Origin of the sequence: Dyella japonica (assembly GCF_040545895.1) — a bacterium.
In the GTDB taxonomy this organism is placed as follows: domain Bacteria; phylum Pseudomonadota; class Gammaproteobacteria; order Xanthomonadales; family Rhodanobacteraceae; genus Dyella; species Dyella japonica_D.
In genome coordinates this window covers 42,514-67,071 of record NZ_JBEPMU010000003.1, presented here as the reverse complement: position 1 = coordinate 67,071, position 24,558 = coordinate 42,514, and the positions used below count along the sequence as shown (strand labels likewise).

The following is a 24,558-nucleotide window of genomic DNA, read 5'->3' as shown; positions in this document are numbered from 1 at the left end:
GATCTTCAGCAAGCAAGTCGGGTGCCATCGAGCAGGGCCGCCAAAGCGTGAGTGCTCGTCCGAAGGCTTTCGATCCATGGCATGCCCACGATTTTCTGCCCGGTGGCAGCGTCAACGAAGGCTTCTTCCTCTCCCGGAGGCAACAGGTGGCGGTAATCCACTGTCATCTCCGTGCCTGCCGGCAAGTCGCGCGCGGCAAACACAAAACCCAGATGCCACAGCCCCGACGGTTCGAAGCTGTGGTTGATGTAGCACTCGTCCGGCCAGTCAGGGGACACGGTATAGCGGTCCTCGAACCAGCGGGCACTGGCATAAAGCTGCGCCGAAAGCTCCGGCGAGCTGACCAGCTCGTCGTGGCGATAGGTGCGGTCGATGGCGTCCGGCGCCGTAACGATCTGTCCGGCGGGAACGTCATCGAGTAAGAACAACCCCTGACCCGCGCCGGCGATGTTCGACGCGGCTATGCGGTAACGCGGAACAATCATGGCAGCCCTAACCGATGGCAAGGCGGGCGAGTGTAGGCGCATCCGGCCGGGGTTTCCATACCCGGCCGGATGCCATTTGTGTACGCAAGTACTTGACGTGGTTTGGTTATTGCCCGGCGGACTTGGCGGCCTTGGGCGCAGCCTTGGCTGGCGCGGCCTTGGCAGCGGGTTTGGCAGCAGGCTTGGCCGCAGCATCGGCGTCACCCACCAGGATGGCGCTGCGGTTGCGTTCCAGGGTGGCCGGGCCGATGCCTTTGACGTGCGAAAGGTCGTCGACGGACTTGAACGGGCCGTGCTCTTCCCGGTACGCCACGATGGCCGCGGCCTTCGACGGGCCGATGCCATCGAGCGAGTTGGCCAGGGTGGCGGCATCCGCCGTGTTGACGTTGACGGGCGTGGACGCGAAGGCCGGCCAGGCCAGCGCGAATGCCAACAATGCTGCTGCGATCTGCTTGATCATGATGATTCCTCCATGGTTTATGCGGCCGCCTCCCGGCCGCCCGACGACTGTGTTCCAGCCGCCACCTCGCAGGCTGTCGGTACGGTGGAATGGCTGCGCTGGAATTGCGCGTGATCGTGCGTGGGCCTTGGTGCCGCCGCAGGCGCTTCAGGCCGGCTGATACAATGGCGGCCTTTTCCCACCGCTGTAGGAGTCGTCCATGGATACCGCTCGCCTTAACCGTTTCATCAGCGGACTGTGGGATGACGAGATCGTGCCGCAGCTGATCGAGTACATCCGCATCCCCAACAAGTCGCCCATGTTCGATCCCAAGTGGGTGGAGCACGGCTATATGGACGCCGCGGTGAAGCTGATGGAAACCTGGGCGCGCAGCAAGCTGTCCTCGTTGCCCGGCGCCAAGCTCGAGGTGGTGCGCCTGGAAGGCCGCACGCCGCTCATCTACATCGAAGTGCCGGGCACGGGCGACGACACTGTCGTGCTGTACGGCCATCTCGACAAGCAGCCGGAGATGACGGGTTGGGCCGAAGGCCTTGGTCCGTGGACGCCGGTGCTGAAGGGCGACAAGCTCTATGGCCGCGGCGGTGCGGACGACGGCTACGCCATCTTCGGTTCGCTGGCCGCTCTGCTGGCGCTGCATGAGCAGGGCGTGCCGCACGCACGTTGCGTGGTGCTCATCGAGGCCTGCGAGGAATCGGGCAGCTACGACCTGCCGTACTACGTGGATCATCTGGCCGACCGCATCGGCAACCCGTCGCTGGTGGTGTGCCTGGATTCCGGTTGCGGCAACTACGACCAGCTGTGGCTCACCACCTCGCTGCGCGGCATGACCGGCGGCGAGCTGACCGTGCAGGTGCTGGAAGAGGGCGTGCACTCGGGCGATGCGTCCGGTGTGGTGCCTTCCAGCTTCCGCATCCTGCGCGAGCTGCTGAGCCGCCTGGAAGACCAGGAAACCGGCACGATCAAGCCGAAGGAACTCTACGTCGACATTCCGCAGCAGCGCATCGACCAGGCCAAGAAGTCGGCCGAAGCGCTCGGCACGGCGATTTACGACAAGTTCCCGTTCGTGCAAGGCATGCACCCGGTCACCGAAGACCTCACCGAACTCGTGCTCAACCGCACCTGGCGCCCGCAGCTGGCCGTGACCGGCGTGGACGGCATGCCGCCGCTGGAAAGCGCGGGCAACGTGCTGCGTCCCAAGACTTCGGTAAAGCTCAGCCTGCGCGTGCCGCCGACGCTATCCGGCGCCAAGGCAGGCCAACTGGTGAAGCAGCTACTGGAAAAGGATCCGCCGTACGGCGCCAAGGTCACTTTCAAGCTGGAGAAGGACGGCAGCGGCTGGAATGCGCCGCAGCTGTCGCCGTGGCTGGAAGAGGCCGTGGCCAAGGCCTCGGAAACCTACTTCGGCGCGCCGGCTGCCTACATGGGCGAGGGCGGCAGCATCCCGTTCATGGGCATGCTCGGCGAGAAGTTCCCGAAGGCGCAGTTCCTCATCACCGGCGTGCTTGGCCCGCACTCCAACGCGCACGGCCCCAACGAGTTCCTGCACATTCCCACCGGCAAGAAGGTGTCGATGGTGGTGGCCGACGTGGTTGCTCATCACTACGCGCAGGGCGCCAAGGCCTGACCGTGATCGTCGCCCCGGCCATCCGCCGGGGCGATGCGTTTCCTGTCCGCGCAGGACGCCGGTAACGACCGGACCGATGCCCGTGCGGACTTTGCAGGGGTCAGCGATGTCCGAACCTAGCAACGACATTTCCCATCTCGCCGAGAACTGGGCGTCCGTGCGTGAGCGCGTCGACGCGGCATGCCGTGCGGCTGGGCGCGATCCGGCCGAGGTATCGATCCTTCCCGTGAGCAAGACCTTTGGCCCCGAGGTGGTGCGCGCCGCCATGGCGCTGGGCCTTCGCCGTTTCGGCGAGAACAAGGTGCAGGAGATCCGCAGCAAGTCCGAAGCGCTGGCGGGCGAGCCGATCGAGTGGGTGGTGATCGGTCACCTGCAGACCAACAAGGCCAAGGACGTGGCGCGCCTGGCCAGCGAAGTGCAGTCGCTTGACCGGCTGGAGCTGGCCGAGGCGTTGCAGCGACGCCTGGACATCGAAGACCGCGCCATCGACGTGCTGATCGAAGTGAAGACCTCGCCAGAGGAGAGCAAGCACGGGTTGCCTGCCGATCAGTTGTCGCCCTTCCTTGACGCGTTGCGCGCGTACGACCGCCTGCGGGTGCGCGGGTTGATGACGCTGGCCGTGCAGTCAGACGACCCCGAGGCAGTGCGCGCCTGCTTCCGCCAGCTACGCCTGCTGCGCGATGCGGAGCGCGACCATGGCCATGATTTGGCACACCTTTCCATGGGTATGAGCGGGGATTTCCCCCTCGCGATCGCCGAGGGTGCGACCGAAATTCGTGTCGGCACCGCCATTTTTGGTGTGAGACGCATCCCAGAAACGTACGGTACCGAATTGAATATTTAGTTTACTAATTGATCAATATGTAACCAATTTGACACAGTTTTCATTGAGAAATCAATCATTTATCACGTTCTAAGCACCAAGCATAGGTCGTGCCAGATTTCGAAACGACGGGGTACAGTTAACCGCGTCCGAACAAACGATCTATATCTCTTTGCTAAGTTCACGGCTCCATCACGGCCCGCCAATCCACCGGCGGCGTAACTCACGAACTGCAAAGGGATTTGTCCCACATGCCAACGAAGCGAATTTTCGCCGCTGCTGCGCTTGCTGGTGCACTGCTTACTTCCCTTCCGCTTTTCGCTGATCCACTCACCGCCACTCCGGCCACCGCGCCGTCGTCGGCCTCCGTAACACCGAACCTGATGGGCCCGCTGTCGCTGTTCTCGCCGGCCGCCATGCTCGCCCAGTCCGCCGCTCCCGCCCAGCTCGCCACCAAGGCCTCGGCCGACAAGTCGGCTGGCCCGGTCGATGAAGACGACGCCGATGGCGACGGCATGCCGGATTCCGGCGTCGATGCAGTCGCCGCGCTCGCCAACGACACCTCCGATCTGCGCAAGACCCTGATCGGCATGGCCATGCAGCTGCGCGACATCCGCTATGTGCGCGGCGGCCACGATCCGTCCACCGGTTTCGATTGCAGCGGCTTTGTCCGCTACGTGTTCGCCCATGCTGTTGGCCTCGATCTGCCGACCAACTCCGCCTCGCAGTTCCTGGCTGGCCTGCAGGTCAACCGCAGCGAGATGAAGCCGGGCGACCTGGTGTTCTTCCGCACCGCGGGCAAGCGTGGCCAGGGCCGCATTTCGCACGTGGGCATCTATATCGCCAACGGCCAGTTCATCCATTCGCCCTCGCGCGGCAAGACCGTGCGCGTGGACAGTCTGGACCAGTCTTACTGGGCACAGCGTTTCGCCGGCGCCAAGCGCCCGGGTGCGCTGGTCCGCAGCTGATTTGGACGTCACCGTCAGTCAAAGGCCGCCCACGGGGCGGCCTTTTTTTATGCCTGCGCGTTGCGCCCGCCCTCAACTGCCGAGCTGTTGAAGCTCGTCCGAGGCGACGATGCGAAGGCCGCTACCGGGCGCCTTGGCCAGGCGCCACATCGCCGTGGCCACGGTGCCTGCCTCGATGCCACGCCAGCGGCCGGGCAGTACGCGTGAGAAAGGAGCGGCGAATACCTCGCCCATGCGCGGCTTGTGGCGCGCGCCGAGCAGCAGCGACGGCCGCACGATGGTGAGTCGCGGCCACTCCTGTTTCTGCAGCGCAAGTTCAAGCTCGCCCTTGGTGCGGTTGTAGAACAGGCGCGAGGACGCGTCTGCGCCCAGCGCGCTGATGACGAGATAGTGGCTGGCGCCGAGCGCGCGCGCATGCTTGCCCAGTGACAGCGGCAAGTCGTAGTCGACCATGCGAAAGGCTTCGCGCGAACCGGCTTGCCGAATGGTGGTGCCAAGGCAGCAGAACACGGTGTCGGCCTGGCCATGCAATTGCGCAATCAGGTGGCTGACCATGCCCACCGGATTTTCCAGCTTCGGATGGGGTGGCAGCGCGTGACGCGTCGGTGCGTAAACGTGCGCCACGCTGTCGTCCTCGAGCAGCAGCGCGAGCAGCTTCCGCCCGGTGAGCCCGGTGGCACCGGCAAGCAGGACATGGCGTGGCGCTGTGGTCATGGCGACATTCTATGGCGATGATCGTTATTGCAGCGGAAGGGTTGCCTGGTTCGGGATGAACCCCATGTTGAGAATTCGTTTTTCCCGGAAGAGAAGTGGATGTCGCTTTCCCCCTTGCTCGACATGCCGGGCGTCCAGACGCCCGAAGCCGCCACCCGTGGCTACGTGTTCAACCACACCATGATCCGCGTGAAGGATCTGACTCGCTCGCTCGATTTCTACACGCGCGTGCTCGGCTTCACGCCGGTCCACCGCCAGGATTTTGCCGAAGCGGCCTTCACCATCGTGTACCTGGTGCTGGTGCCGGACCGCTCGGTCATTCCCGAGGACGATGCCGCCCGCCTGCAGTGGGTGCTTGGCCAGCCGGGCGTGCTGGAACTGACGCACAACCACGGCACCGAACATGACGAGGCGTTCCGCTACCACCACGGCAACGCGGATCCGCGCGGCTTCGGCCATCTGTGCGTCTCCGTGCCGAACGTGGAAGAAGCCTGCGCTCGCTTCGAGGCGATGGGCGTGACGTTCCAGAAGCGCCTGACCGATGGGCGGATGAAGCACATCGCTTTCATTCGTGATCCTGACGACTACTGGATCGAGATTCTTCAGCCGGCAGCGTTCATCGCCTGACCCCGGGCCGCCTTGCCATCGCAGGGCGGCTTTTCGTTGCTCCCATGTTTCCGACACCCTGGTTTCCAGGTCGGACGGCCATGGCGGCGCTGCGCCGCTACGGTTACGCTTGGGTAGATCGCCTCGCGGATTTGTCCCGATATGCCGTTTGACCTTCCTGTCGTCACCCGCAACCTGCTGATCGCCAACGTGGTGGTCTACCTCTTGCAGCAGGTGATGGGCGAAACGCTGCTGACCTACTTCGCCTTGTGGCCGTGGGGCCCGGACCAGGTGGCGCAGGGCGCGCAGGGACTGGTGTCGGTGGGCTTCCGTCCGTGGCAACTGGTCACCTATGCCTTCATGCACGGCAGCCTGACGCATCTGTTCTCGAACATGCTGGCGCTCTTCATGTTCGGCGGCCAGATCGAGCGCGTGTTCGGTACGCGCAACTTCATCGTCTATTACTTCGTGTGCCTGCTGGTGGCCGCGCTGGCGCAGCTGGTGGTGGTGAACTGGTTCACCGGCGGTTTCTATCCCACGCTGGGCGCGTCGGGTGCCATCTTCGGCATCCTGCTGGCGTTCGGCATGTTGTTCCCGCACGAGAAGATGATCCTCATCTTCCTGCCGATCCCCATCTCCGCCTGGCTGTTCGTCACCCTCTACGGCCTGGCTGAATTGTTCATGGGCGTGACCGGCACGCAGGCGGGCATCGCGCACTTCGCCCACCTGGGCGGCATGCTCGGTGGTTTCATCCTCATCCAGTACTGGCGCGGCAAGTTGCCGATCAAGCCGCAGCGCAAACTCTGGCGCTGATCGCGACATTCGCAGTCTTCCGGCCGTTCCCATGACCCAGCATCTCCAGCGTCGACTGACGCCGCGCCACATCACGTTCATGGCGCTAGGCATGGCCATTGGCGCCGGCCTTTTCCTCGGTTCCGCCGACGCGATCAAGCTGGCCGGTCCGTCCGTGTTGTTCGCTTATTTGTTTGGCGGCGTGATGATCTTCATCATCATGCGCGCGCTGGGCGAAATGACGGTGCGCGATCCGGTCGCCGGCTCCTTCGGCGTCTATGCGCAGCGTTACCTCGGTCCGTTTGCGGGCTTCGTCACCGGCTGGAATTACTGGTTGCTGATGGTGGGCGTAGGCATGGCCGAGGCCACCGCCGTGGGCGCGTACATGCACGAGTGGTTTCCCGATTGGCCGCGCTGGATCTGGGTGCTCGGCAGCGTGGTGATGATCGGTGGCCTGAACCTGCTCACGGTGAAGATCTACGGCGAGATGGAGTTCTGGTTCACGCTGGTGAAGGTGCTCACCGTGCTGGCGATGATCGCCGGCGGCCTGGCCATCATCTTCCTCGGCTGGGGCAATGGCGGGCAGCCGACGGGATTGTCGAACCTCTGGTCGAACGGCGGCTGGTTTCCGCATGGCGTTCTGGGCATGGTGCTGGCGTTGCCAGTGGTAGTGTTCTCGTTTGGCGGCGTGGAAACCGTAGGCATCGCTGCCGGCGAAGCGGCGCAGCCCGAGCGCACCATCCCGCGCGCGGTGAATTCGGTGCTGTGGCGCATCCTGATTTTCTACGTGGGTGCGCTGTTCGTGATCATGGCCATCTATCCATGGACGGGCCTGGGCGAGCACGGCAGCCCGTTCGTCACCACGTTCGCCAAGCTGGGCATTCCACAAGCGGCTGGCCTGATCAATTTCGTGGTGATCACGGCGGCGCTCTCGGGCTTCAACTGCACGACCTTCAGCGGCAGCCGCATGCTGTACAGCCTGGCCTGCAAGGGACAGGCGCCCGCGGCGCTGAGTGTGGTGAACGAGCAGGGCGTGCCGGTGCGCGCCATCCTGGTGACGCTGGCGGTGCTGCTGCTGGCCGTGCTGCTCAACTACCTGCTGCCGGCCAAGGTGTTCGGCATGATGATGTCGATTCTCTCGTTCAACACCGTGTGGACGTGGACGATGGTGCTGCTCGCGCACTACAGCTTCCGTCGCCAGCTGCGTGCACGCGGCGAGGCGCCTGCGGGTTTTCGCCTGCGTTGGTGGCCGTTGAGCGGCATCGTCTGCCTGGCGTTTCTTGGCTTTGTGGTGGTGATGCTGGGCGTGAGTCCCGATACGCGCGTGGCGCTTTATATCGGCGCAAGCTGGGTCGCTTTGCTGGCAATCACCTACCGCCTGTTCGATGTCAGGACAAGCATGCAGGCTGTCGAGCGCGGCTAGACTCCCGAGAGGCAGGCTCTGCCCTGCAACTCATGGAGTCTTCAGATGCGCACCATCGGCTTGATCGGCGGCATGAGCTGGGAATCCAGCTTGATCTACTACCAGTGGATCAACCGCAGCGTCCGCGACAAATGCGGGCCGCTGCACTCGGCCAGGCTGCTGCTCGACAGCTTCGATTTCAGCGAGATCGCCGCCCTGCAGCGCGCGGGTGACTGGGATGCGGCGGGTGCGGCCCTGGCGGCATCGGCGCGTCGACTGCAAGGGGCCGGCGCCGAATGCATCGTGCTGGCCACCAACACCATGCACAAGGTGGCCGATGCGATCGCGGCGGCAACGGCGCTGCCGTTCATCCACATCGCCGATCCTACCGGCGAGGCCATCGTCGCCCAGGGCTTGAACTCGGTGTTGCTGCTGGGCACCGCCTTTACGATGAACGAGGCTTTCTATCGATCACGCCTGGAGGAGAAATACGGCGTGCATTGCCTGCTGCCTTCCGAGCCGCAACGTGCGGAAGTGCATCGCATCATCTTCGACGAACTGTGCGCGGGCGTGGTCAGCGATGCGTCGCGAGAGTTCTATCGCACCATCATCAATGAATCGATCGCGGCCGGTGCGCAGGGCGTCATTCTCGGTTGCACCGAAATTGGCTTGCTGCTCAGTCAGGACGATGTGTCGTTGCCGCTGTTCAACACGGCTGCACTGCATGCCGAAGCCGCCGTGGCATTCGCGTTGGAGAAAGGCGCGAAGTAATTCGTGCCGCCATGATCGCCGCAGAGTTTCTCCGCGGCGATCTGCAACACGCGCCTTGTCTTACCGCAGCGCGAGGAAGTCCGGGCTCACGACGAAACGCACGGAGTCGAGACGCAAACGGGCACCCGGCAAGGCCTTGAGCAACGCCGTGCGCTCGTCCGCGATGGCCGAAATTTCCGCTTCGCTGATGGCCGGGTTCACCGCACGCAATGCCAGCAGGCGTGACAGCTCGGCGTCGAGCGTATCCGTGGCCAATGCCACGGCCTCGTCGACATTCGCCTTGGCCCGTTCGCTGGCGATGGCTTCCGCCTTCTCCAGCATCGGCGGCACCAGCTTGGCCAGGAACTTGCGGTAGCGCGCCACTTCGATGGTGCGGTCGGCGGCCTTGCGCAGGCCGATGTCGCTGGGGCGGAAATCCGGCCGCTCAGCCAGACGCGTGTCGACCGTCACCACGATGGGTTGCGGCGGCAGGAAGCGTTCGGCGTCGAGCTTGCGGTCGGCCACGCATTCGATCAGGAACACGCTCTGCAGCAACGCACTGCGCGGCGGCAGGGCATCGTCGACGAGAAACGCTGCGTTGCCTTGTTCGTTGGACAAGGTGAGATCGAGTGCGCCCAGCACCATCGGGTGATCCAGGCGCAACAGCGGCAGTTCTTCCCGAGCCAATGCCACGTCACGGGCAAACGTGACAGCCTGCGGACCTTCGGCGAAGCCGGGCAGGGCATCCGTGGACAGGTACTGCGGATCGAGCAGCAGAACCTTGCCGCCCAGTTCCTCGGCATGAATGCCAAAGCGCTCGAGCAGACCCTGGATGAAGGCGTCGCGGCTGGGATCGTTGTCTTCACGCGTGAACGCCTGCGCGAGTTCGTCGGCATGCAGGTCGCGGCTGGCGGCCAGTTCCAGCAGGTGGTCACGGCCATCGCGGATCAACTCGGCCATTTCCTCGTGCGCGCCGCGCGTTTCCGCAAGCAGCACGTCCAGTTCCTGGTCACGGTTGTCGTCGCCGCGTGCATGTTCGCTGGCCAGGCGCGACAGCGCATCGCCGAAACGGCGCAGCAATTCGCGGCCATCGGCCGGGCTGGAGCGGAACGCATCCACGCCCTCGTCGTACCAACGCGCGAGCACGTGCTGTGCGCTGTCGGCCACGGCGAGCACGTGAATGCTGATGTCGTGCTTCTGCCCGATGCGATCGAGACGACCGATGCGCTGTTCGAGCAGATCGGGATCGAGCGGCAAGTCCCACAGCACCAGTCGGTGAGCAAACTGGAAGTTGCGGCCTTCCGAACCGATTTCCGAGCACAGCAGCAAGCGCGCGCCGTCCGGCTGCGCGAAATACGCCGCGTTGCGATCGCGCTGCACGATGCCCAGGCCTTCGTGGAAGCGCGCCACGCCCACGCCGCTCCTGGTACGCAGCGCTTCTTCCAGCGCGAGTACCTTGGCCTGGCTACGGCAGATCAGCAGGAATTTGTCCTGCGGGTGCGCGTCGAGCAGGGCGACCAGCGCATCGATGCGCGGATCGTTGCCGTAGTCGATCTCGATGGCCGGCGAGGGCTGCTGGATATCGGCGTGGAATTCACCGAGCAACGCCTGGCGCGCATCTTCGCTCAGCGTGTCCTTGTCGATCAGATGCCACACCGGCGCGCGCTTGGGAAAGCCGCCGATGCTGGCGCGGCGATTGCGGAACATCGCGCGGCCGGTGCCATGGCGATCGATCAACGCGGCGAGGATCTCGCGCGCGTTGTCCGGCTTGGTGGTGTCAGCTAGGCGCGCCTGCAGGGCATCGTCACCCGCGAAGGCCTCGCGCAGCGTGGCGAGCTGGGCATCGTCGAGCGCCTTGCCGTCCAGCAAGCGGTCGGCCACTTTCGACAGGCTGTGGAACGTGTCCGATTCGGACAGATAGACGTCCAGGTCGTGGTAGCGCTGCGGATCGAGCAGGCGCAGGCGCGCGAAATGGCCGCTGCGTCCGAGCTGTTCCGGCGTGGCGGTGAGCAGGATGACGCCCGGCGTAGCCGCCGCGAGCTGATCCACCAGCGTGTAGCGCGGGCTGGCCGCATCGGGTGCCCAGGCGAGGTGATGGGCTTCGTCGACCACCAGCAAATCCCAGCGCGCATCGAGCAGTTGCTGCGCGCGCTTGGGCGATTGCTCGAGGAAGGTGAAATCGGCGATGACGAGCTGTTCGTCCTCGAAGGGATTGGAGGTGTCGCCGCCTTGCTCCAGCGATTCGCAACGTTCTTCGTCGTAGATGGCGAAGCTCAGGTTGAAGCGACGCAGCAGCTCCACGAACCATTGGTAGACGAGCGTGTCGGGCAGCAGCACCAGCACGCGCCCGGCGCGGCCGGTGGCGAGTTGGCGAGCAATGATCATGCCCGCCTCGATGGTCTTGCCCAGGCCCACCTCGTCCGCCAGCAGCACGCGGGGAGGGCGGCGCGATGCGGCGATGCCCGCCACACGCAACTGGTGCGGCACCAGCCCGATGCGCGAGGCGCCCAGGCCCCATGCGGGCGAGCGGCGCGCCTCGGCGCGGCGCTTGAGGCCTTCCAGACGCAATTCGAAATGGGATACGGGATCGGTGCGGCCGCCGATCAGGCGGTCATCGGCCTGGCTGACGCTCTGTTCGTCGTCGAGCTGGCCTTCCTCCAGCTCCCGGCCCTCGCCGCGATAGACCAGCAGCTCCTCGCGCACTTCCACCCGTTCGACCAGGAACGCGATGCCCTTGCCCGCCACGCGCTGGCCAGGGCGGAACTCCGCGCGCACCAGCGGCGCCGAGTCGATCGCGTAGGGCCGCAGCACACCGGCCTTGGCAAACAGCACCTGCACGCCACGCCCTTCGACGCGAAGCACCGTGCCAAGGCCAAGCTCGGGCTCGGCGGTGGAAATCCAACGTTGACCAGGTACGAACATCAGCGATCCGCAAGTTGCAAGGACCGTCGATTATCCGCTCAGTGGTTGTGGATGCCTAGAGAAAGTACGTGATGCCTCATGGAGGGGCAGCGCCTGCACGCTTCAGGAAGGCGTGCAGGCGCTGCCCACGGGCCAGGGCTTGGTGGTGAGGCCACCGGATGCCATCAGGACCAGCTCCGAGCCCTGCGCGGCGCTCGTACTGGTGCCCACGCCACTGGTGCCGTCGCGATAGCAGACCACGAAATCCAGCTCCTTGGCGCTGGCGCTGGGCATTTGCTGGCCCTGGGAGTCGAAGCTGATGACGTCGTTGTTCGTGCTGTTGTCCTGTCCCGTGATCGACACGCCCTGCTGGGCCTGCGTGTAGCGCAGCAGCAGATTGGTGGCCGGCGACGTGTTGTCGAACTTCGTGTTGGCCTTGGCGTTGCCCGGCGAGTACGCATACACGATCCAGCCCGTGTCATACGTGGTGGTGGTCTGGCAGGTTTCGCCGTCCGAGCTGGGGCAGAGGGACACGAACAAACCGCGACTCACGGCTTCCGTCTTTGCGTAACTCAGGTCGGCAAGCAACCTGTTGGTCGACGTTGTGACCTGATTGCGGCGGGTCATGTTGCGGAACGATGGAATCGCGATCATGGCCAGGATGGCCATGATGGCCAGCGTCACCATCATTTCGATGAGCGAGAAGCCCCGTGTCTTCGCGGCTGTCCGATTCATGGCGCTCACCAGCACGGACCGTTGGAGTTGAGCGCGGGATCGCTGGTATCGGGCGTCCGCTTGCCGCTGCTGTAGATGGTGAGTGTTTTGCAGACGTCCTTGCTCTGACTGGTCTGCGGAATGGCTTCCACGGTGAACGCCTGTCCTGAGGTGGACGCGCTCGCCGGAATATCCGCGATGTAGAAGCCATGTTCCGAGGTGACAGGGCTGGCGTAACCGAGCGTGGCCAGATCGGTGTATTTGTTGTTGGTCGAGTAGTAGCGCTCCTGGGCCGTGGCGATGGCCTGCAGCAGCTGCTGGCCATCCGCACGCCGCGCGCGGAAGGTGTAGCGCTGATACATCGGTATCGCGATGCCCGCCAGCACGGCGATGATCGCCACGACTATCAACAGCTCGATCAGGGTGAAGCCGCGCGAGCGGGTCATGGGAAGCCTCTTGATCGCGATCATGGATGGATTTCCGACCAGGAGCGACGACGCCAGATCGGCGCGTCACCGGTGAGGGTCTGGCCTGTACCGCCGCCGGTTCCCGTCAGGGTCACGCCGGGGAACAGCGTCTTGCCGCCACCGACGGTGGTGGTCACAGGCATGGTGCCGCTGGTGCGTACGTTGTTCACGCGTGCGCCCACGTAGGGAACGCCGCCGAGCGAGGACAGGCCCGAGCCCGCGCCGCCACTGGTGGCGTCGATCAGCATGATGGAGCCGACCACCGACGGGTTGCATGGGTCGGTGTTGCCCGGCATCAGCGTGCTGATCACCACCGTGTTGGTGTTGAACAACGCGGCCGGCGTCACCACCACGCGCTCGCCTACATCGGTCTGCTTGCCGCTGCTGTCGAGCGTATTGAGATTGAAATACCAGCCTTCGTAGCTGTTGCTGATCTTGTTGCTGGTGATGCTGCGCAGCGTGGCGCCGTTGTTGGCATTGGTGGAATCGTTGATGGTGGTCTCCGACAGCGTCTGCTTCAGCAGCTTGTCCTGAGTCACCGTCACCGTCGCACCTGACGACACCAGGTCGCGGATGCCATAGACCGACTGGATGGTCGTGGAGGTGTTGTCGTTCGCACCCAGGTACTTGCCGGTGCCGAACACCACCATGAAGCGATTGGTGGCCGGGTCAGGGAACAGGCGCGGCATCACCGTGATCGGCTGCGTGCCTTGGGTGGGCGGCTGGTAGGCGAGGGACACCTTCCAATTGTCGGGCGAAGTGTCGGTCAGGTCGTAACGCCACAGGTTGCCTGCAAGGTCGCCGGCATACGCGACGTCGTCGATCTGATCGTTGTTGTAGTCGCCAAGCACCGGCGAGGTCAGGCCGAAGCTGGTTACTCCCGTGATGTTGGTCGGTGTTTTCAGCTCCTTGACCAGTGCACCTGTCTGCGCGTCGAGAATGAACAGCGACGTGTAGCTGGTATCCGTGGGGAAGGTGATGCTTGTGCAGTTCGGCGGTGCATCGCTCTTGCTGCAGTCGGGGAAGTAACCGCCCGGCACCAGCACCACCCATTCGCCGTTGGCGAGGCGGCCGATATTCGGCTGGCCATAGGTAAAGCCCAGGTGGCTGGCGTCAAAGGCTGTCGTATCCGCATCGAACTCCCACAACACGTTGGGCTTGGTTTCCGAGACTCCGGTGGGGTTGGTGATGTCCAGCGCGTACACACCGCGGCCGCCCAGGCGCAGGCCACCGACGAGGATGGTGTGCCACTTCTGGTCCGAGAAGAACACGTCACGCGTGATCGGCGTGGCGTCCACGGTGGGGGCGAACTTGAAGCTGTTCTTGCTGGTCAGGTTGCCAAGGTTGCCGTAGACGGCACGCGGCACGTAAGCCCAGCGCTCCTGGCCCGCCGTGGCGGCCTGCGTGGTGCCCAGACTGATGCAGTTGTTGTTGCTGTCTTTAGCGGAGCAGGTCAGCGAGGCATCGAAGGCATGCAGCATGCCATCGTTGGCGGCCACGTAAAGCGTGCCGGCGCGGAACGCCTGCGTGCTGACGTAGTCATCATACGTCTCTGCGCCCGAGAGCACTTCATTGGAGCCCGCCGGCCAGTTGTTGTTGTAGCCGCTGGCGGGGTAGCTCACATACACCGGCTGGGCGTTGATGATGGCGCCCAGCAGGCTGCTGCGCGTGCGCATCACGTTGGCGGTTTCCTCGGTGCGGTCGCCACGCAGATAGCTCACGCGGGTCTGCAACGTATCGTTGGTGCTGTCCGCCGAGGCGGGCAGATTCAGCGCGTTCTGTTCGGCCGTGTCGAACCCGGCGTTGCTCTCGAACGGAATGGCCGTCATGGTGCCACCGCTGTTCTGCATCACCGTGAAGATCTGGCGGTTCACCGCAGCGGTCTTGTTGGTGAGGATGTCGCCGGCATCCCACAGCTGCGCGCCGATCGAACCATCGGAGTTCAGCGTCACGGCCTGCAGCACGCCGGTCCAATCCACCGAGCTATAGCCGGTGTTGTAGGTCACGGAGCCCAGCGACAGCACTGTCGCGTTCACCGCACTCACCACCGGCTGCGCGGCGCGCGCAGAGATGTTGGTCAGGATGTTGGTGATCTGCGTGATGAGCGCCGCCGGGTTGCCGGCATTGAAGTACTGGCCGCGGCCAGCCAGCGCCGCGTGCCAGGTATCGTCCACGTTGGCCGCGATGCCGCTGCCCGAACCGTTGGGCACCGGCCAGCCGATGCTCGTCGACGAATTGGTGATGCCTTTGCGCAACGCGCACGCATCGGAGCTGCTCGTCGGCGTGCTGGCGGTGCAATCCGTGTCGTTGGAAAAGCTCAGCTGGCCGTTCACGCCCAGGCCGACCAGGTATTCGGACATGTGCGGCCACGTGGCCGGATCGTTCTTCGGATTGAAGTAGATCTCGCTGTTGATGTTGGTCGAGGTGACGACCGAACCCGTCGTGTTGTTCGTATTCACCACGCCCGTGGTCTGGTCGGGCAGGTAGGGCGGCACGATCTGGTTGTTGGCCGGCTTGTACAGATCAGGGCGGAGATTGGTCACCCAGTAGTGGAAGGCCACATCCGAGAGCGACGCGTAGTTGTACGAGTTGTTGTTCGAGTCCGTGCCCGTATCAGCGGTGTCATCAACGCGAGCGTAGATAGACGTCACGCCGGCCGAGCCAGTGCCTGGAAACGCCACATTGTCGGGCAGAGCCAGTGTGCCGGCCGACGGTGGTAGTGTCAGCGATGTGGCAGTCGGGCCGTCTTTGCCACCGTTCCACAAACCATCGGTAACCAGCATGTGGAAGTTCTGGCGGCAATACAGCTCGTGCGACGAGCCAATGGCCGAGCCGCTGACCGGGTCGATATAGGCGGGCTGCCAGTAAGGGTCCGTGAGGTCCTTGCCCGAAGCGCCGGTGAAGAACTTACCTGCGCGCGCCACGGCGCTGCGCGTTGGCGTGCCGCCGCTCGCCGGTACCTGGAACAGCCAGTTGTAGAACGCGCTGCGATAACAGGTGGGCTGCGCTGTATTGCTTGTGGTTACCTGCACCGACGATGGACTCTTGGAGCTGTCCGATGCGGCTACCCCGGAACATGACTTGTCATCGAGCAGCTCGCTGATGACGCTGCCCGTGGGGAGCTTGTACGTACCCGAATTGAGGTTCTGCCAGGCCACGCGGATGTTGCTGCCGTAGCCGCCCGATTCCGTCTTGCCGCCCAGCGAACCGAACACACGCGACAGCGACGTGCGCGCCATCTGGTTGCGCGTGCGGTAATACGCGTACCAGTTGGCGAAGTTCTGGTACTGCGACGACGGTACCGGCACGGCTTCCCAGTTGCTCGGGGTGTAGAGCGTGTCCAAATCCGTGGGAGTGGCCGGTGTGCCGTATTGGTTCAGCGTGACGGTCACGCCCTTCTTCAGGCGATAGTAGTACGGCGTGCCGTTCGGATAGGTCGAGGACGTGCCGTCGCTCAGCGTATGCGTGGCGCCGTCCATCGGGCTGCTCGCCGCATACATGTCACCGCCACCGCCGCCAGCCGCCGAACCGGTACCGCACATCCAGCGGTTGTCGGCGTAGTAGGTCCAGGTGGCAAAGGTGCTGGACGCCGTTTTCGTGGAGGACTGGGTCGCGCAGGTCACGCCATTGGGGCAGGTGGTTCCTGCCAGCGTGTTGCCATTGCTGTCCTGCCAGGTGAAGTACGAATACGTCGTCGTGCCGTTCTTCTTGGACGAGTTGGAGTTGAACTGCGTGCACGTAAGGTTGTAGGTGCCGGAGCTTGGACACTGGCTGGTCGTGCCAAACGCGTTGCCATACGTCAACGCGCCTGCCAGCGTGCCCATCATGTTGGTGGCGGCACCGGTACTGGGCAGGTCAAGGTCAGGATTGTTGTTGTATGCGCCGGTGCTGTTGCCCGTTGCAGGATTGAGCGGGCGGTTCACGGCGATGCCGTCCACCAGCACGGCCAGGAGCTTGACGTCGGCATTGGCGAACGTGTTGCCGGCGGCGTCGATGGGTGGGTTGTAGGTGATGTTGGGGTTGTAGTACACGCCGTTCATGGTCAGCGCGCGCAGGGTCTTGCTGGTCGAGTCGGTGGAGTCCGCGTCGATCAGGCCAGCGCAACGCCACGGGCCGGCGCTCCAGTCATACGACTTATTCGACGAACCCGAAGGCGGCGCTTTCAAGCTGCCGTTGTTGTTCGTGCTGAAGGGCGGCGCATCGTTGAGTCGGTTGGACTGCATCGAGCCGGAGTCGTCGAACGTCATCACGATGTTCGGTCCGACTGCTTGCGTCTGGTCCGGCGGCGTGGGGCTCAGTTCCACCGAGCCGTTGGTGGTCGCGGCCTCCACCGTCGGTGTGAAGGGCGCCGCGAAACCGCTGAGCAGGGTCAGCAGCACGGCCGTAAGGCCGAAGCGAAGTCGTTGAGAGGGAATGCGGGTCAGCATGTCGTATGTGCTCCGGCTCAATTGGTCGCCTGGGCGTCGAAGGTGCTCTGCAGCACGCGCACGGTGTTCGGGTTGCCACCCGTCGCTCGTGCGGTGATGCGGAAGATGTGTGTGTTGACCTGGCCCGGGCCCACGTTGTTGGGGCCGGTGTCGCCGGCCTCATGCTGTGAGCCCGCACCCGGCGGCTGCTCGGGGCCCATGTCCTCGATGATGTACATCGGTGCCTGGGCCACGGCGGCATTGCCGAGGCTGCTGGCGGTGTAGTCGATCGATTTGCCCGGCCCCTTGTACGTGTAGCCAACGCCGGTGACCCAGCCCTGGCTGGTGCGGAACTTGGTGACGTCGCCCGTCGCATCGTAGGGCGGGTTGCCGGGGTTGTAGATGACGCAGCCGTCGTCCGAGGAAATGCTGCCGTTAAGACAATTGAGATGGCCGCCCACGTTGCTGGTACTGGTCCACAGACGCCACTCGGCGCCGCGCAGCGCTGTCTCTGCACTCATCTGCGCCTGCTGTGCGCTGCGCAGTCCACCGACCATTCGCTCCTGCAAAAGCGAGCGGCCCGATGCGCCGATGGCAAGAATAGTCAGCAGCACCATGAAAACCAGCGCGACAATCAGCACCGCGCCGCGCTGGCGCCGATGCGTGTGCCGATGGTGTGCGGATGGAAACGTGGTCATGACGAGCTCCGCTGTGCAGTTTCCGGTGAACGTTCGCTTCGGCATCAGCCTGGCGCGGCACCGATGCATGCGCCCGAAGGCGCATGCGTGATTGTTCAGGGGTTGTAGTTGCGTACCGAAACCAGCGCGGTGAATTCGCGACGGATCAGCTGGTTCACAAAGCCTTGCTGCGCCGGCGTCACGCCCATGCTTCCCGGTTGCGTGAGCGATAGCTTGTTATCGAACGCATACGTGTATTGCAGCTCGTTGTTGGTCAGCGTGTAGAGCGGCACCTGGCCGTCCATCACCAGATCGATTTCGATGCTCTTCACCGCGCGCCACAGGCAGCCCCTGTCTGTGGTATCGGCGCTCATCACTTGCGAAGAGCAGCCCGGCGTGGTGCTGGTGCTTGCATCGACGTCCTTGGCGGCGAGGAATTTCGTGGTGCCGTCGGGCAGTTCCACGCCGTACGTGAAGTTCAGGCGTTCGATGCCGGTGACGATGGGGTCGCTGTCCACGCCGTTCACGCGGCGAATGAGTGCGCCCGTCTTCGATACGCCGTCGCTGCCCTGCACAACGCGAAGGTAATAGGTGACCGTCTGGAAATCGGTGTTGAGGTCGAACAGCACCGGCGCCGCCATGCCCGCTTGACCGCTGGGCACCGCAAAATTGGAGCCGCTGCCGCTGCCTACCGTGGCGGGCGTCAGAGTCGCGCTACCCTGGCCGGTGACGGCAAAAATCTGCCCGCTGGAGCAGTTGGCCAACATCATCAGGTCGTTGGCCTTGACGTTGGTAATGGGCGGCTCGCTGCCGATGGGCTTGAGGTTGATGTCCTTGAGCGAGCCATCCGCGGCATTGATGTCCACGGTGCTGCCCGTGGCGCTGCCGGTGGGGTAGATCGTCCAGCCGGCCGACGGGTTGATGTAGCGCATGGTCAGGATCGACGAACCAAGCACACGATCACCGATGTTCTGGCTCTGGCCCTTCAACGGATTGGTGAACGTCACCGTGCTCGGGTCCAGCGGCAGGCAGGCTGTGATGGTGCAGTCGTAACCGCGCATCGAAAGGAAGGCCGGCAACGAATACGGCGCCGTCGGCATGGCCGGGTAGTTGCCGGCTCCCCATGGCGTGGTGTTGTCGTTTATTGCCGCCATCAAGGCGTTGCCTGCGGCGTAAACCGTGGCCGCACGCAAACCGTCGAGGTAGACGCCGCCGCTGCCCAGGTGGGCGTTGCCGCCGGTGTTGGTGCAGTACTGGCTGTTGGATGCGGAAATGTCGCCGCTGATGCGCGTGATGGCGTAGCGGCCCTCTTCCTGCAGGCGGGCAAGCTGTGTCTGCACGCGGTTGCTGGCCGACGTTGAAATGAAGATGGAGATGATGCCGCCGGCTACCAGCAGGCCCAGCACCATGGCAATCATCAGTTCGATCAGCGAAAAGCCGCGCTGGCGGCGAAGCAGGGCAAGATGCGTCATGGCGTGAAGACCCACTGGAATGTCTGCGTCGTAGTGCCGTTCGCGTTGCCGACCACCGCCGTGGCGCTGCCGCTCGCATTGGTCGTGGCGGCCACGTCGCGCTCGGACCACTTGATCACCATCGTGCAGCTGCCGCCGTAAGGCGGATTCATGGAAACCTGGGTGCTGCTGGGCGTGAAGCCTGCGCTCGTCGCATCGCACTTGATGGATGCGGTCGCCGTAGGCAGGAACGTATTGAGCTGTGACGCCCAGGCGCCCAGATCGTGCTTGGCGAGCTGTGCCGGCGTGCAACTGGTGCCGCTGCAATCCTGGGTGGCCGTTGGCAAGGCGGTGATGTTGTAGTTGCCGCCCCAGACACCTGCCGGGTTGGCACGCATGCGGTCAGCCATGCCATTGGCAAGGAAGGTCACTTGGGTGCGCAGGTATGCGGACTGATTCGAGCGCGTGGACATCATCAACAGGCCTGCCATGCCAATCAGGCCGAGGCTGAAGATAAGGACTGCCACGAGGACTTCGATCAGCGAGACGCCTCGCTGACGCGATATGACTTGCATCGTATTTCCCCCAATTGCTCCCGTGCCCCTGTGGCTGGCGGCGATGCGTTCTGGCCCGATGGCCTTCGCGAAACGCCGGGCGTCTGCTCTGGGCAGAACGCCGAACCGTGCAAGCACACATGCCCGGCTTGAAGGAATTTTCCTATGAAAGACGTCAGCTTTCGATTGCCGCTTGTCGGAAAAACGCCACCACCCGTCACAGTTAAGTGATTGAGTTCAAAGAATGGCGTCGTAAGTTATTGCGAACTCGCGTGGCACGACCCAGCGTTCGCTCTCACGTCTCCGACCACTGCCTGAGCAGGTTGTGATACACCCCGGTCAATTGCAGCAGGGCCTGCGGATCGGCCTGCGTCTGCGTGAGGGTCTGGATGGAGGCGTCCAGTTCGAACAGCAGGCGGCGCTTGCCGTCGTCGCGGACGAGGCTTTGCACCCAGAAGAACGCGGCGATGCGTGCGCCGCGTGTGACGGGCGTCACGCGATGCAGGCTGCTTGAGGGATAGATGATGGCGTCGCCGGCGGGCAGCTTCACGTCGTGCTCGCCGTAGGTGTCGCTGATGATCAGCTCGCCGCCGTCGTACTCCTCCGGTTCGGCGAGGAAGAGCGTGCAGGAGATGTCGCTGCGCAACTGTTCGCCGTGCGGCAGTGACATCACCGCGCCATCGACATGGAAGCCGTACTGCCCGCCGCCTTCATAGCGATTGAAGCGCGGCGCCAGCGTGCGCAGCGGCAACGTGGCTGCGTGATAGAGCGGATGCTTGGCCAATGCATCGAGCACGATGCGCCCGAGTTCGGCGCGCAACGGTGAAGCATCGGGTAACTGCAGGTTGCGTTTCACCTTGGCACCTTGTGGACCGACGGTCTCGCGCCCGTCGGTCCACGTGGCCTGATCGAGTGCCTGCCGCATGGCACGCACCTGTGCTTGGTCGAGGATCCCTGGAATGTGCAGCAGCATGGCGTGCCTCGACGTGAGAGTGTGGCGTCGCCGCTCCGACTGCCATCGGGGCGGTGACGTTGCGCTCGATCAGCAATGCGCGATCGGCAAACGTTCCATCAGAACCGGACGTTGGCCGTGATCATCGCCGAGCGCGGGGTGCCTGGGGTGTAACGGTAGCCGCTCTTGTTGATCGCCGCGACATAGTCCTTGTCGAAGAGGTTGTAGAGGTTGAGGCGCAGATCGAAGTTCTTGTTGATGGGATAGGACGCAAACGCGTCGAACACCCAATACGCCTTCGTATACGCAGGCGTGCCGATGGCGCCGTCCGTGCCACGCAGCATCTCGCCGTTGTAGCGCGCGCCGCCGCCAATGGTCAGGCCAAAGGGCAGCAGATAGCTGGTCCAACTGGTGAAGGCCTTCTTCGGCGTATACGCGAGGTCGGACGAGCCGTCCTGTGCCACGGCGGTGCCGCTCAACACGCTGGCATTCATGGTGGTGAAGCCACCGCTCACTGCCCAGTTCTCGGTGATCTTGCCTACGGCGCTCAGTTCGACGCCTTGCACGCGCTTCTTGCCGATCTGGTAGTAGAGCAGGGTGACCGGATCCTGCACGAGGTCGTTGCTCACCGTGGTCTGGTAGAGCGCGCCAGTCAGCAGGATGCGCTGGTCCAGCAACTCCCACTTGGTGCCGATCTCATACGTGCGTGCACGCTCCGGTTCCAGGTTCGGATTGTCCAGGCTGTTGGTGGAGCTGGAGAGCGTGAGCGTGTTGCCGCCCGGCGGTTCGGCCGACACGGCGTAGTTGATGTAGAACGAGCCGTATTCGACCGGCTTGTAGAGCACGCCGAGCTTCCAGTTCCACAGGTTGTCGCCGGTGGTGGTGGTCAGGCCCTGAACCGGCGAGCCGGTGGGCAGCGTGCCGCACACCGGCGCGTTGCGGGCACCACACGCGACGACGCTGGAGTAGTCGGTGTCGTAGTGGTCCATGCGCACGCCCGCATTCACCTGCCAGTGTTCGCCGAACTTCAGCGTGTCGAACACGTAGGCGGAAGCGGTATCCGTTTGGCCGTCCGTATACGCGCCGTTCTGGCCGTACACGAGGCCCTTCACGTCCCAGTTCGGGTTGTACAGGTTGGCCGCCGGCCAGGTCGTGCCATTGAGCGCGACGTAACCGATGGTGGTCGCCTTCTCCTGCGTCAGCTCGATGCCGGTGCTGAGGTTGTGCGTGATCGCGCCGGTCTCGAAGTTCCAGGTGAGGTTGGCCTGGTCGGTGAGAATGCGGTTCGACTGGTGCTTGAACGTTGGATTGCTGCGCGCGATGGTCCACGTCGACGGATCGTTCGGGTTCGGCGTCAGCAGGTTCGCGGCGCTACCCATGAACGAGGTGAGCAGGTAATTCTCGAACGTGCGGCCCCAGCGCAAGGTGTTGTGGAACACCATGTGGTCATTGAAGTCGTGCTCGAGGCGCACGGTGAACATGTCGGCGGTGACATGGTCGTGGTCGGCCGTGGTGCCGTAGAAGTTGGACGAATCCACTTCATCGGCGTTGGTGAGGAACGGACGCTTCGGATCGGGAGTGGTATAGCCGGGAAGGCCGATGGTCGGCACGCCGCCGTCCGGCACGTTGTTCTGCTTGATGTGCAGGTAGTCGATGTACACGCGCGTGGGCGTTCCCAGGCCGAACGCGAATTCCGGTGCGATACCCCAGCGGTTGTTCTCCACCTTGTCGCGACCCGGCACGCCAAAATCCTGGCCCATCACGTTGAGGCGGAAGGCGCTGGTGTTGCTCACGGCCTGGTTCCAGTCGGCGGTGATGCGGCGCTGGTCGGCGCTGCCGTAGGAGAGCGAAGCGCTGATCCCGTTGCCCAGTTCCGGCTGCTTGCTGACCATGTTCACGGCGCCGGTGGGCGCGGTGCGCCCGTTGTCAGTGCTGGCCGGTCCCTTGATCACTTCCACCGACTCGGTATTGAAGACGTCGCGCGAAATAGTGCCCAGGTCGCGCACGCCATCGACGAAGATGCTGCCCGACGTATCGAAGCCGCGCATGTAGATCGCATCACCGGTGGAGGTGGTGCCGTTCTCGCCCACGTAGAACGTGCCCACACCCGGGCTGTTGCGCAGGGCCTCGGTCAGCGTAGTCGCGCCCTGCTGCAGGAACAGGTCCTTGCTGATCACGTTGACGGTTTGCGTGGTGTCCAGGATCGGCTGCGTGTACTTGGACGACTGGAGATTGTCGACCTTGTAATCGCTCACCGCCGACGCTTCCACCGACACGCCGGGCAGGTTCTTCGGCGCGTTCGTGTTGGTGGTCGTTGCCGGGTTGGTGGTGCCGGTATCCGCCGGTGCATCGGCCGCCAGTGTCGGCTGCGCCATGGCCAGGCCCGTCATGAGGGTGGCCGTGGCAACGCTCAGCGCGTTGCGGGTTACGGGGTGCTTGCGGCTCGTGATGTGCGCCATGGGTAGCTCGTCGTCAAAGTGAGGGGCGGTCAGCCGAGGCTGGCCAGGGCAGGTCGACGAGTGGCGGCGGCGGGCGTCGATTGCGGCATAGGTCCTGAAAACATGCGTGGGATGCGTTGTTGCTCGATCGGGTGGTCCATCACCTGCAAGAACCCGCCGGCAAACATTTGCTGAATGTTATTGGTAATGAGAATGAGTTGCAATTGATTGCAACTTCTTGAGGCTGCGACGGCCCCGACCTAGGTCGGGAAGGCAGGCGGGCCGGCTTGGCGTAACCTTTCCGGCCTGGTTCTAGGAGAGTCGAACGATGCGGATTCTGGTGATTGGCGCGGGCGCCACCGGCGGCTATTTCGGTGGACGCTTGCTGGAAAGCGGGCAGGACGTGACCTTCCTGGTGCGCGAGAAGCGAGCCGCCCAGCTGGCCGAGCACGGCCTGGTGATTCGCAGCAGCCTGGGGGATGCCACGTTGCCGCATCCCAAGACGGTGCAAGCCAATGCGCTGCGCGAGACCTTCGATCTCATCCTGCTGAGCTGCAAGGCGTATCACCTGCCGCAGGTGATCGAGGACATGGCGCCGGCCGTCGGGCCGCAGACGGCCATCCTTCCCGTGCTCAACGGCATGCGGCATCTCGATCTGCTGGATGCGCGCTTCGGTGCCGCACGTGTGCTCGGCGGCCAGTGCGTGATCGCGGCGACGCTCGATGCGCAAGGCACGGTACGCCATCTCAACCAGTCGCACAGCGTGACCTTCGGCGAACGCGACGGCTCGCGCTCGGAGCGCGTGGAACGCATTCTTGCAGCGATGTCCCCGGCCAGGTTCGAGCCGCGACTGAGCACCACCATCCTGCAGGACATGTGGGACAAATGGGTCTTCCTCGCCTCACTCGCCGGCATCACCTGCCTGATGCGTGCACCCGTCGGCGACATCATGGCGGCCAAGGGCGGCGAACAAGCCACGTTGCAATTGCTGGAGGATTGCCGCCGCGTCGCAGAACACAACGCGCATGCACCCAGCGAAGCGGTGATGGCGCGCGCGCGTGGCGTGCTTACGGAAAAGGGCTCGGCATTGAGCGCCTCGATGATGCGCGATCTGGAGCAGGGCGGCCCCATCGAGGCCGATCATATCGTGGGTGATTTGCTCCATCGCGGCGGCGATGAAAGCGACGCGCTAGGCATGCTGCGTACCGCTTACGCGCATCTGAAGGCTTATGAGGTGAGACGCTCACGCTCGGCCTGAGCGATTCATGCGGCGGTTCATTGGTCACCTCAGCCGGGTGAAGTCTGCCGACAACAATTCAGGCGTGCGCCTATGTCACTTCCGGAGTAAGGCGTTCGACTATGCCCATCGACTTG

At 64.0% G+C, this 24,558-nt stretch carries 21 protein-coding genes; 8 read left to right on the top strand and 13 right to left on the bottom strand.

Annotation, left to right across the window (positions count from 1 at the left end; all coding sequences use genetic code 11):
- Positions 1-5: 5 nt before the first annotated feature.
- Both ABIC75_RS10505 and ABIC75_RS10500 read right to left on the bottom strand, forming a co-directional pair.
- Entirely contained in the window at positions 6-485 is a 480-nt protein-coding gene (locus tag ABIC75_RS10505) for an SET domain-containing protein (RefSeq protein ID WP_354013810.1), read from the bottom strand.
- A gap of 106 nt (positions 486-591) precedes the next feature.
- Positions 592-945, bottom strand: coding sequence for a ComEA family DNA-binding protein (locus ABIC75_RS10500; RefSeq protein ID WP_354013809.1), 354 nt, complete (start codon positions 943-945; stop codon positions 592-594).
- A 199-nt stretch (positions 946-1,144) separates the two neighbouring features.
- On the opposite strand from ABIC75_RS10500, the gene ABIC75_RS10495 reads away from it, so the two are divergent.
- The 3 genes from ABIC75_RS10495 to ABIC75_RS10485 all read left to right on the top strand — a co-directional run bounded on the left by ABIC75_RS10495 (position 1,145) and on the right by ABIC75_RS10485 (position 4,360).
- Entirely contained in the window at positions 1,145-2,569 is a 1,425-nt protein-coding gene (locus tag ABIC75_RS10495) for a M20 family metallopeptidase (RefSeq protein WP_354013808.1), read from the top strand.
- A gap of 106 nt (positions 2,570-2,675) precedes the next feature.
- The gene (locus ABIC75_RS10490; RefSeq protein ID WP_354013807.1) at positions 2,676-3,413 is read left to right on the top strand and encodes a YggS family pyridoxal phosphate-dependent enzyme; all 738 of its coding nucleotides are present in this window, start codon (positions 2,676-2,678) and stop codon (positions 3,411-3,413) included.
- Between the two features lie 230 nt (positions 3,414-3,643).
- Positions 3,644-4,360, top strand: coding sequence for a C40 family peptidase (locus tag ABIC75_RS10485; protein ID WP_354013806.1), 717 nt, complete (start codon positions 3,644-3,646; stop codon positions 4,358-4,360).
- 72 nt (positions 4,361-4,432) lie between these two features.
- On the opposite strand, the gene ABIC75_RS10480 is transcribed toward ABIC75_RS10485, so the two are convergent.
- Positions 4,433-5,074: an NAD(P)H-binding protein gene (locus ABIC75_RS10480; protein ID WP_354013805.1), complete on the bottom strand. Its 642-nt coding sequence runs from the start codon at positions 5,072-5,074 to the stop codon at positions 4,433-4,435.
- Between the two features lie 99 nt (positions 5,075-5,173).
- Here ABIC75_RS10480 and gloA point away from each other — a divergent pair, with 99 nt between their 5' ends.
- The 4 genes from gloA to ABIC75_RS10460 all read left to right on the top strand — a co-directional run bounded on the left by gloA (position 5,174) and on the right by ABIC75_RS10460 (position 8,645).
- Positions 5,174-5,701 (top strand): lactoylglutathione lyase, encoded by a 528-nt coding sequence (gene gloA, locus ABIC75_RS10475; RefSeq protein ID WP_354013804.1) that lies wholly within the window; start codon positions 5,174-5,176, stop codon positions 5,699-5,701.
- Positions 5,702-5,842: 141 nt separating this feature from the next.
- Positions 5,843-6,493, top strand: coding sequence for a rhomboid family intramembrane serine protease (locus ABIC75_RS10470; protein ID WP_354013803.1), 651 nt, complete (start codon positions 5,843-5,845; stop codon positions 6,491-6,493).
- Between the two features lie 31 nt (positions 6,494-6,524).
- On the top strand, positions 6,525-7,895 hold the full coding sequence (locus tag ABIC75_RS10465; protein ID WP_354013802.1) for an amino acid permease: 1,371 nt from the start codon (positions 6,525-6,527) through the stop codon (positions 7,893-7,895).
- Between the two features lie 45 nt (positions 7,896-7,940).
- Positions 7,941-8,645 (top strand): aspartate/glutamate racemase family protein, encoded by a 705-nt coding sequence (locus ABIC75_RS10460; RefSeq protein ID WP_354013801.1) that lies wholly within the window; start codon positions 7,941-7,943, stop codon positions 8,643-8,645.
- Positions 8,646-8,705: 60 nt separating this feature from the next.
- Here the strand turns inward: ABIC75_RS10460 and rapA are convergent, their stop codons facing one another.
- The 10 genes from rapA to ABIC75_RS10410 form a co-directional block, all read right to left on the bottom strand.
- Positions 8,706-11,546: an RNA polymerase-associated protein RapA gene (gene rapA / locus ABIC75_RS10455; RefSeq protein ID WP_354013800.1), complete on the bottom strand. Its 2,841-nt coding sequence runs from the start codon at positions 11,544-11,546 to the stop codon at positions 8,706-8,708.
- Between the two features lie 102 nt (positions 11,547-11,648).
- A complete protein-coding gene (locus ABIC75_RS10450) occupies positions 11,649-12,260 on the bottom strand; it encodes a GspH/FimT family pseudopilin (RefSeq protein WP_354013799.1) in 612 nt (203 codons plus the stop codon).
- A 5-nt stretch (positions 12,261-12,265) separates the two neighbouring features.
- Positions 12,266-12,709: a type IV pilin protein gene (locus ABIC75_RS10445; protein WP_354013798.1), complete on the bottom strand. Its 444-nt coding sequence runs from the start codon at positions 12,707-12,709 to the stop codon at positions 12,266-12,268.
- The gene (locus ABIC75_RS10440) at positions 12,706-17,133 is read right to left on the bottom strand and encodes a pilus assembly protein (protein ID WP_354013797.1); all 4,428 of its coding nucleotides are present in this window, start codon (positions 17,131-17,133) and stop codon (positions 12,706-12,708) included. The genes ABIC75_RS10445 and ABIC75_RS10440 overlap by 4 nt, the downstream gene beginning before the upstream one ends.
- A gap of 17 nt (positions 17,134-17,150) precedes the next feature.
- The gene (locus ABIC75_RS10435; protein ID WP_354013796.1) at positions 17,151-17,810 is read right to left on the bottom strand and encodes a pilus assembly PilX family protein; all 660 of its coding nucleotides are present in this window, start codon (positions 17,808-17,810) and stop codon (positions 17,151-17,153) included.
- A gap of 95 nt (positions 17,811-17,905) precedes the next feature.
- Positions 17,906-19,261 carry a PilW family protein gene (locus ABIC75_RS10430; protein ID WP_354013795.1) on the bottom strand — a complete coding sequence of 452 codons (1,356 nt, stop codon included), beginning with the start codon at positions 19,259-19,261 and terminating at the stop codon, positions 17,906-17,908.
- Positions 19,258-19,815, bottom strand: a complete 558-nt coding sequence (gene pilV / locus ABIC75_RS10425) for a type IV pilus modification protein PilV (protein WP_354013794.1) — start codon at positions 19,813-19,815, stop codon at positions 19,258-19,260. The genes ABIC75_RS10430 and pilV overlap by 4 nt, the downstream gene beginning before the upstream one ends.
- A 274-nt stretch (positions 19,816-20,089) precedes the next feature.
- Entirely contained in the window at positions 20,090-20,767 is a 678-nt protein-coding gene (locus ABIC75_RS10420; protein ID WP_354013793.1) for a Fe2+-dependent dioxygenase, read from the bottom strand.
- Between the two features lie 98 nt (positions 20,768-20,865).
- Complete coding sequence (locus ABIC75_RS10415; RefSeq protein WP_354013792.1) at positions 20,866-23,205, bottom strand: catecholate siderophore receptor Fiu; 2,340 nt, start codon at positions 23,203-23,205, stop codon at positions 20,866-20,868.
- A gap of 29 nt (positions 23,206-23,234) precedes the next feature.
- Positions 23,235-23,408, bottom strand: coding sequence for a hypothetical protein (locus ABIC75_RS10410; protein ID WP_354013791.1), 174 nt, complete (start codon positions 23,406-23,408; stop codon positions 23,235-23,237).
- Between the two features lie 104 nt (positions 23,409-23,512).
- Between ABIC75_RS10410 and panE the strand changes: the two genes are divergently transcribed.
- Complete coding sequence (panE, locus tag ABIC75_RS10405) at positions 23,513-24,442, top strand: 2-dehydropantoate 2-reductase (protein ID WP_354013790.1); 930 nt, start codon at positions 23,513-23,515, stop codon at positions 24,440-24,442.
- Positions 24,443-24,558 lie beyond the last annotated feature (116 nt).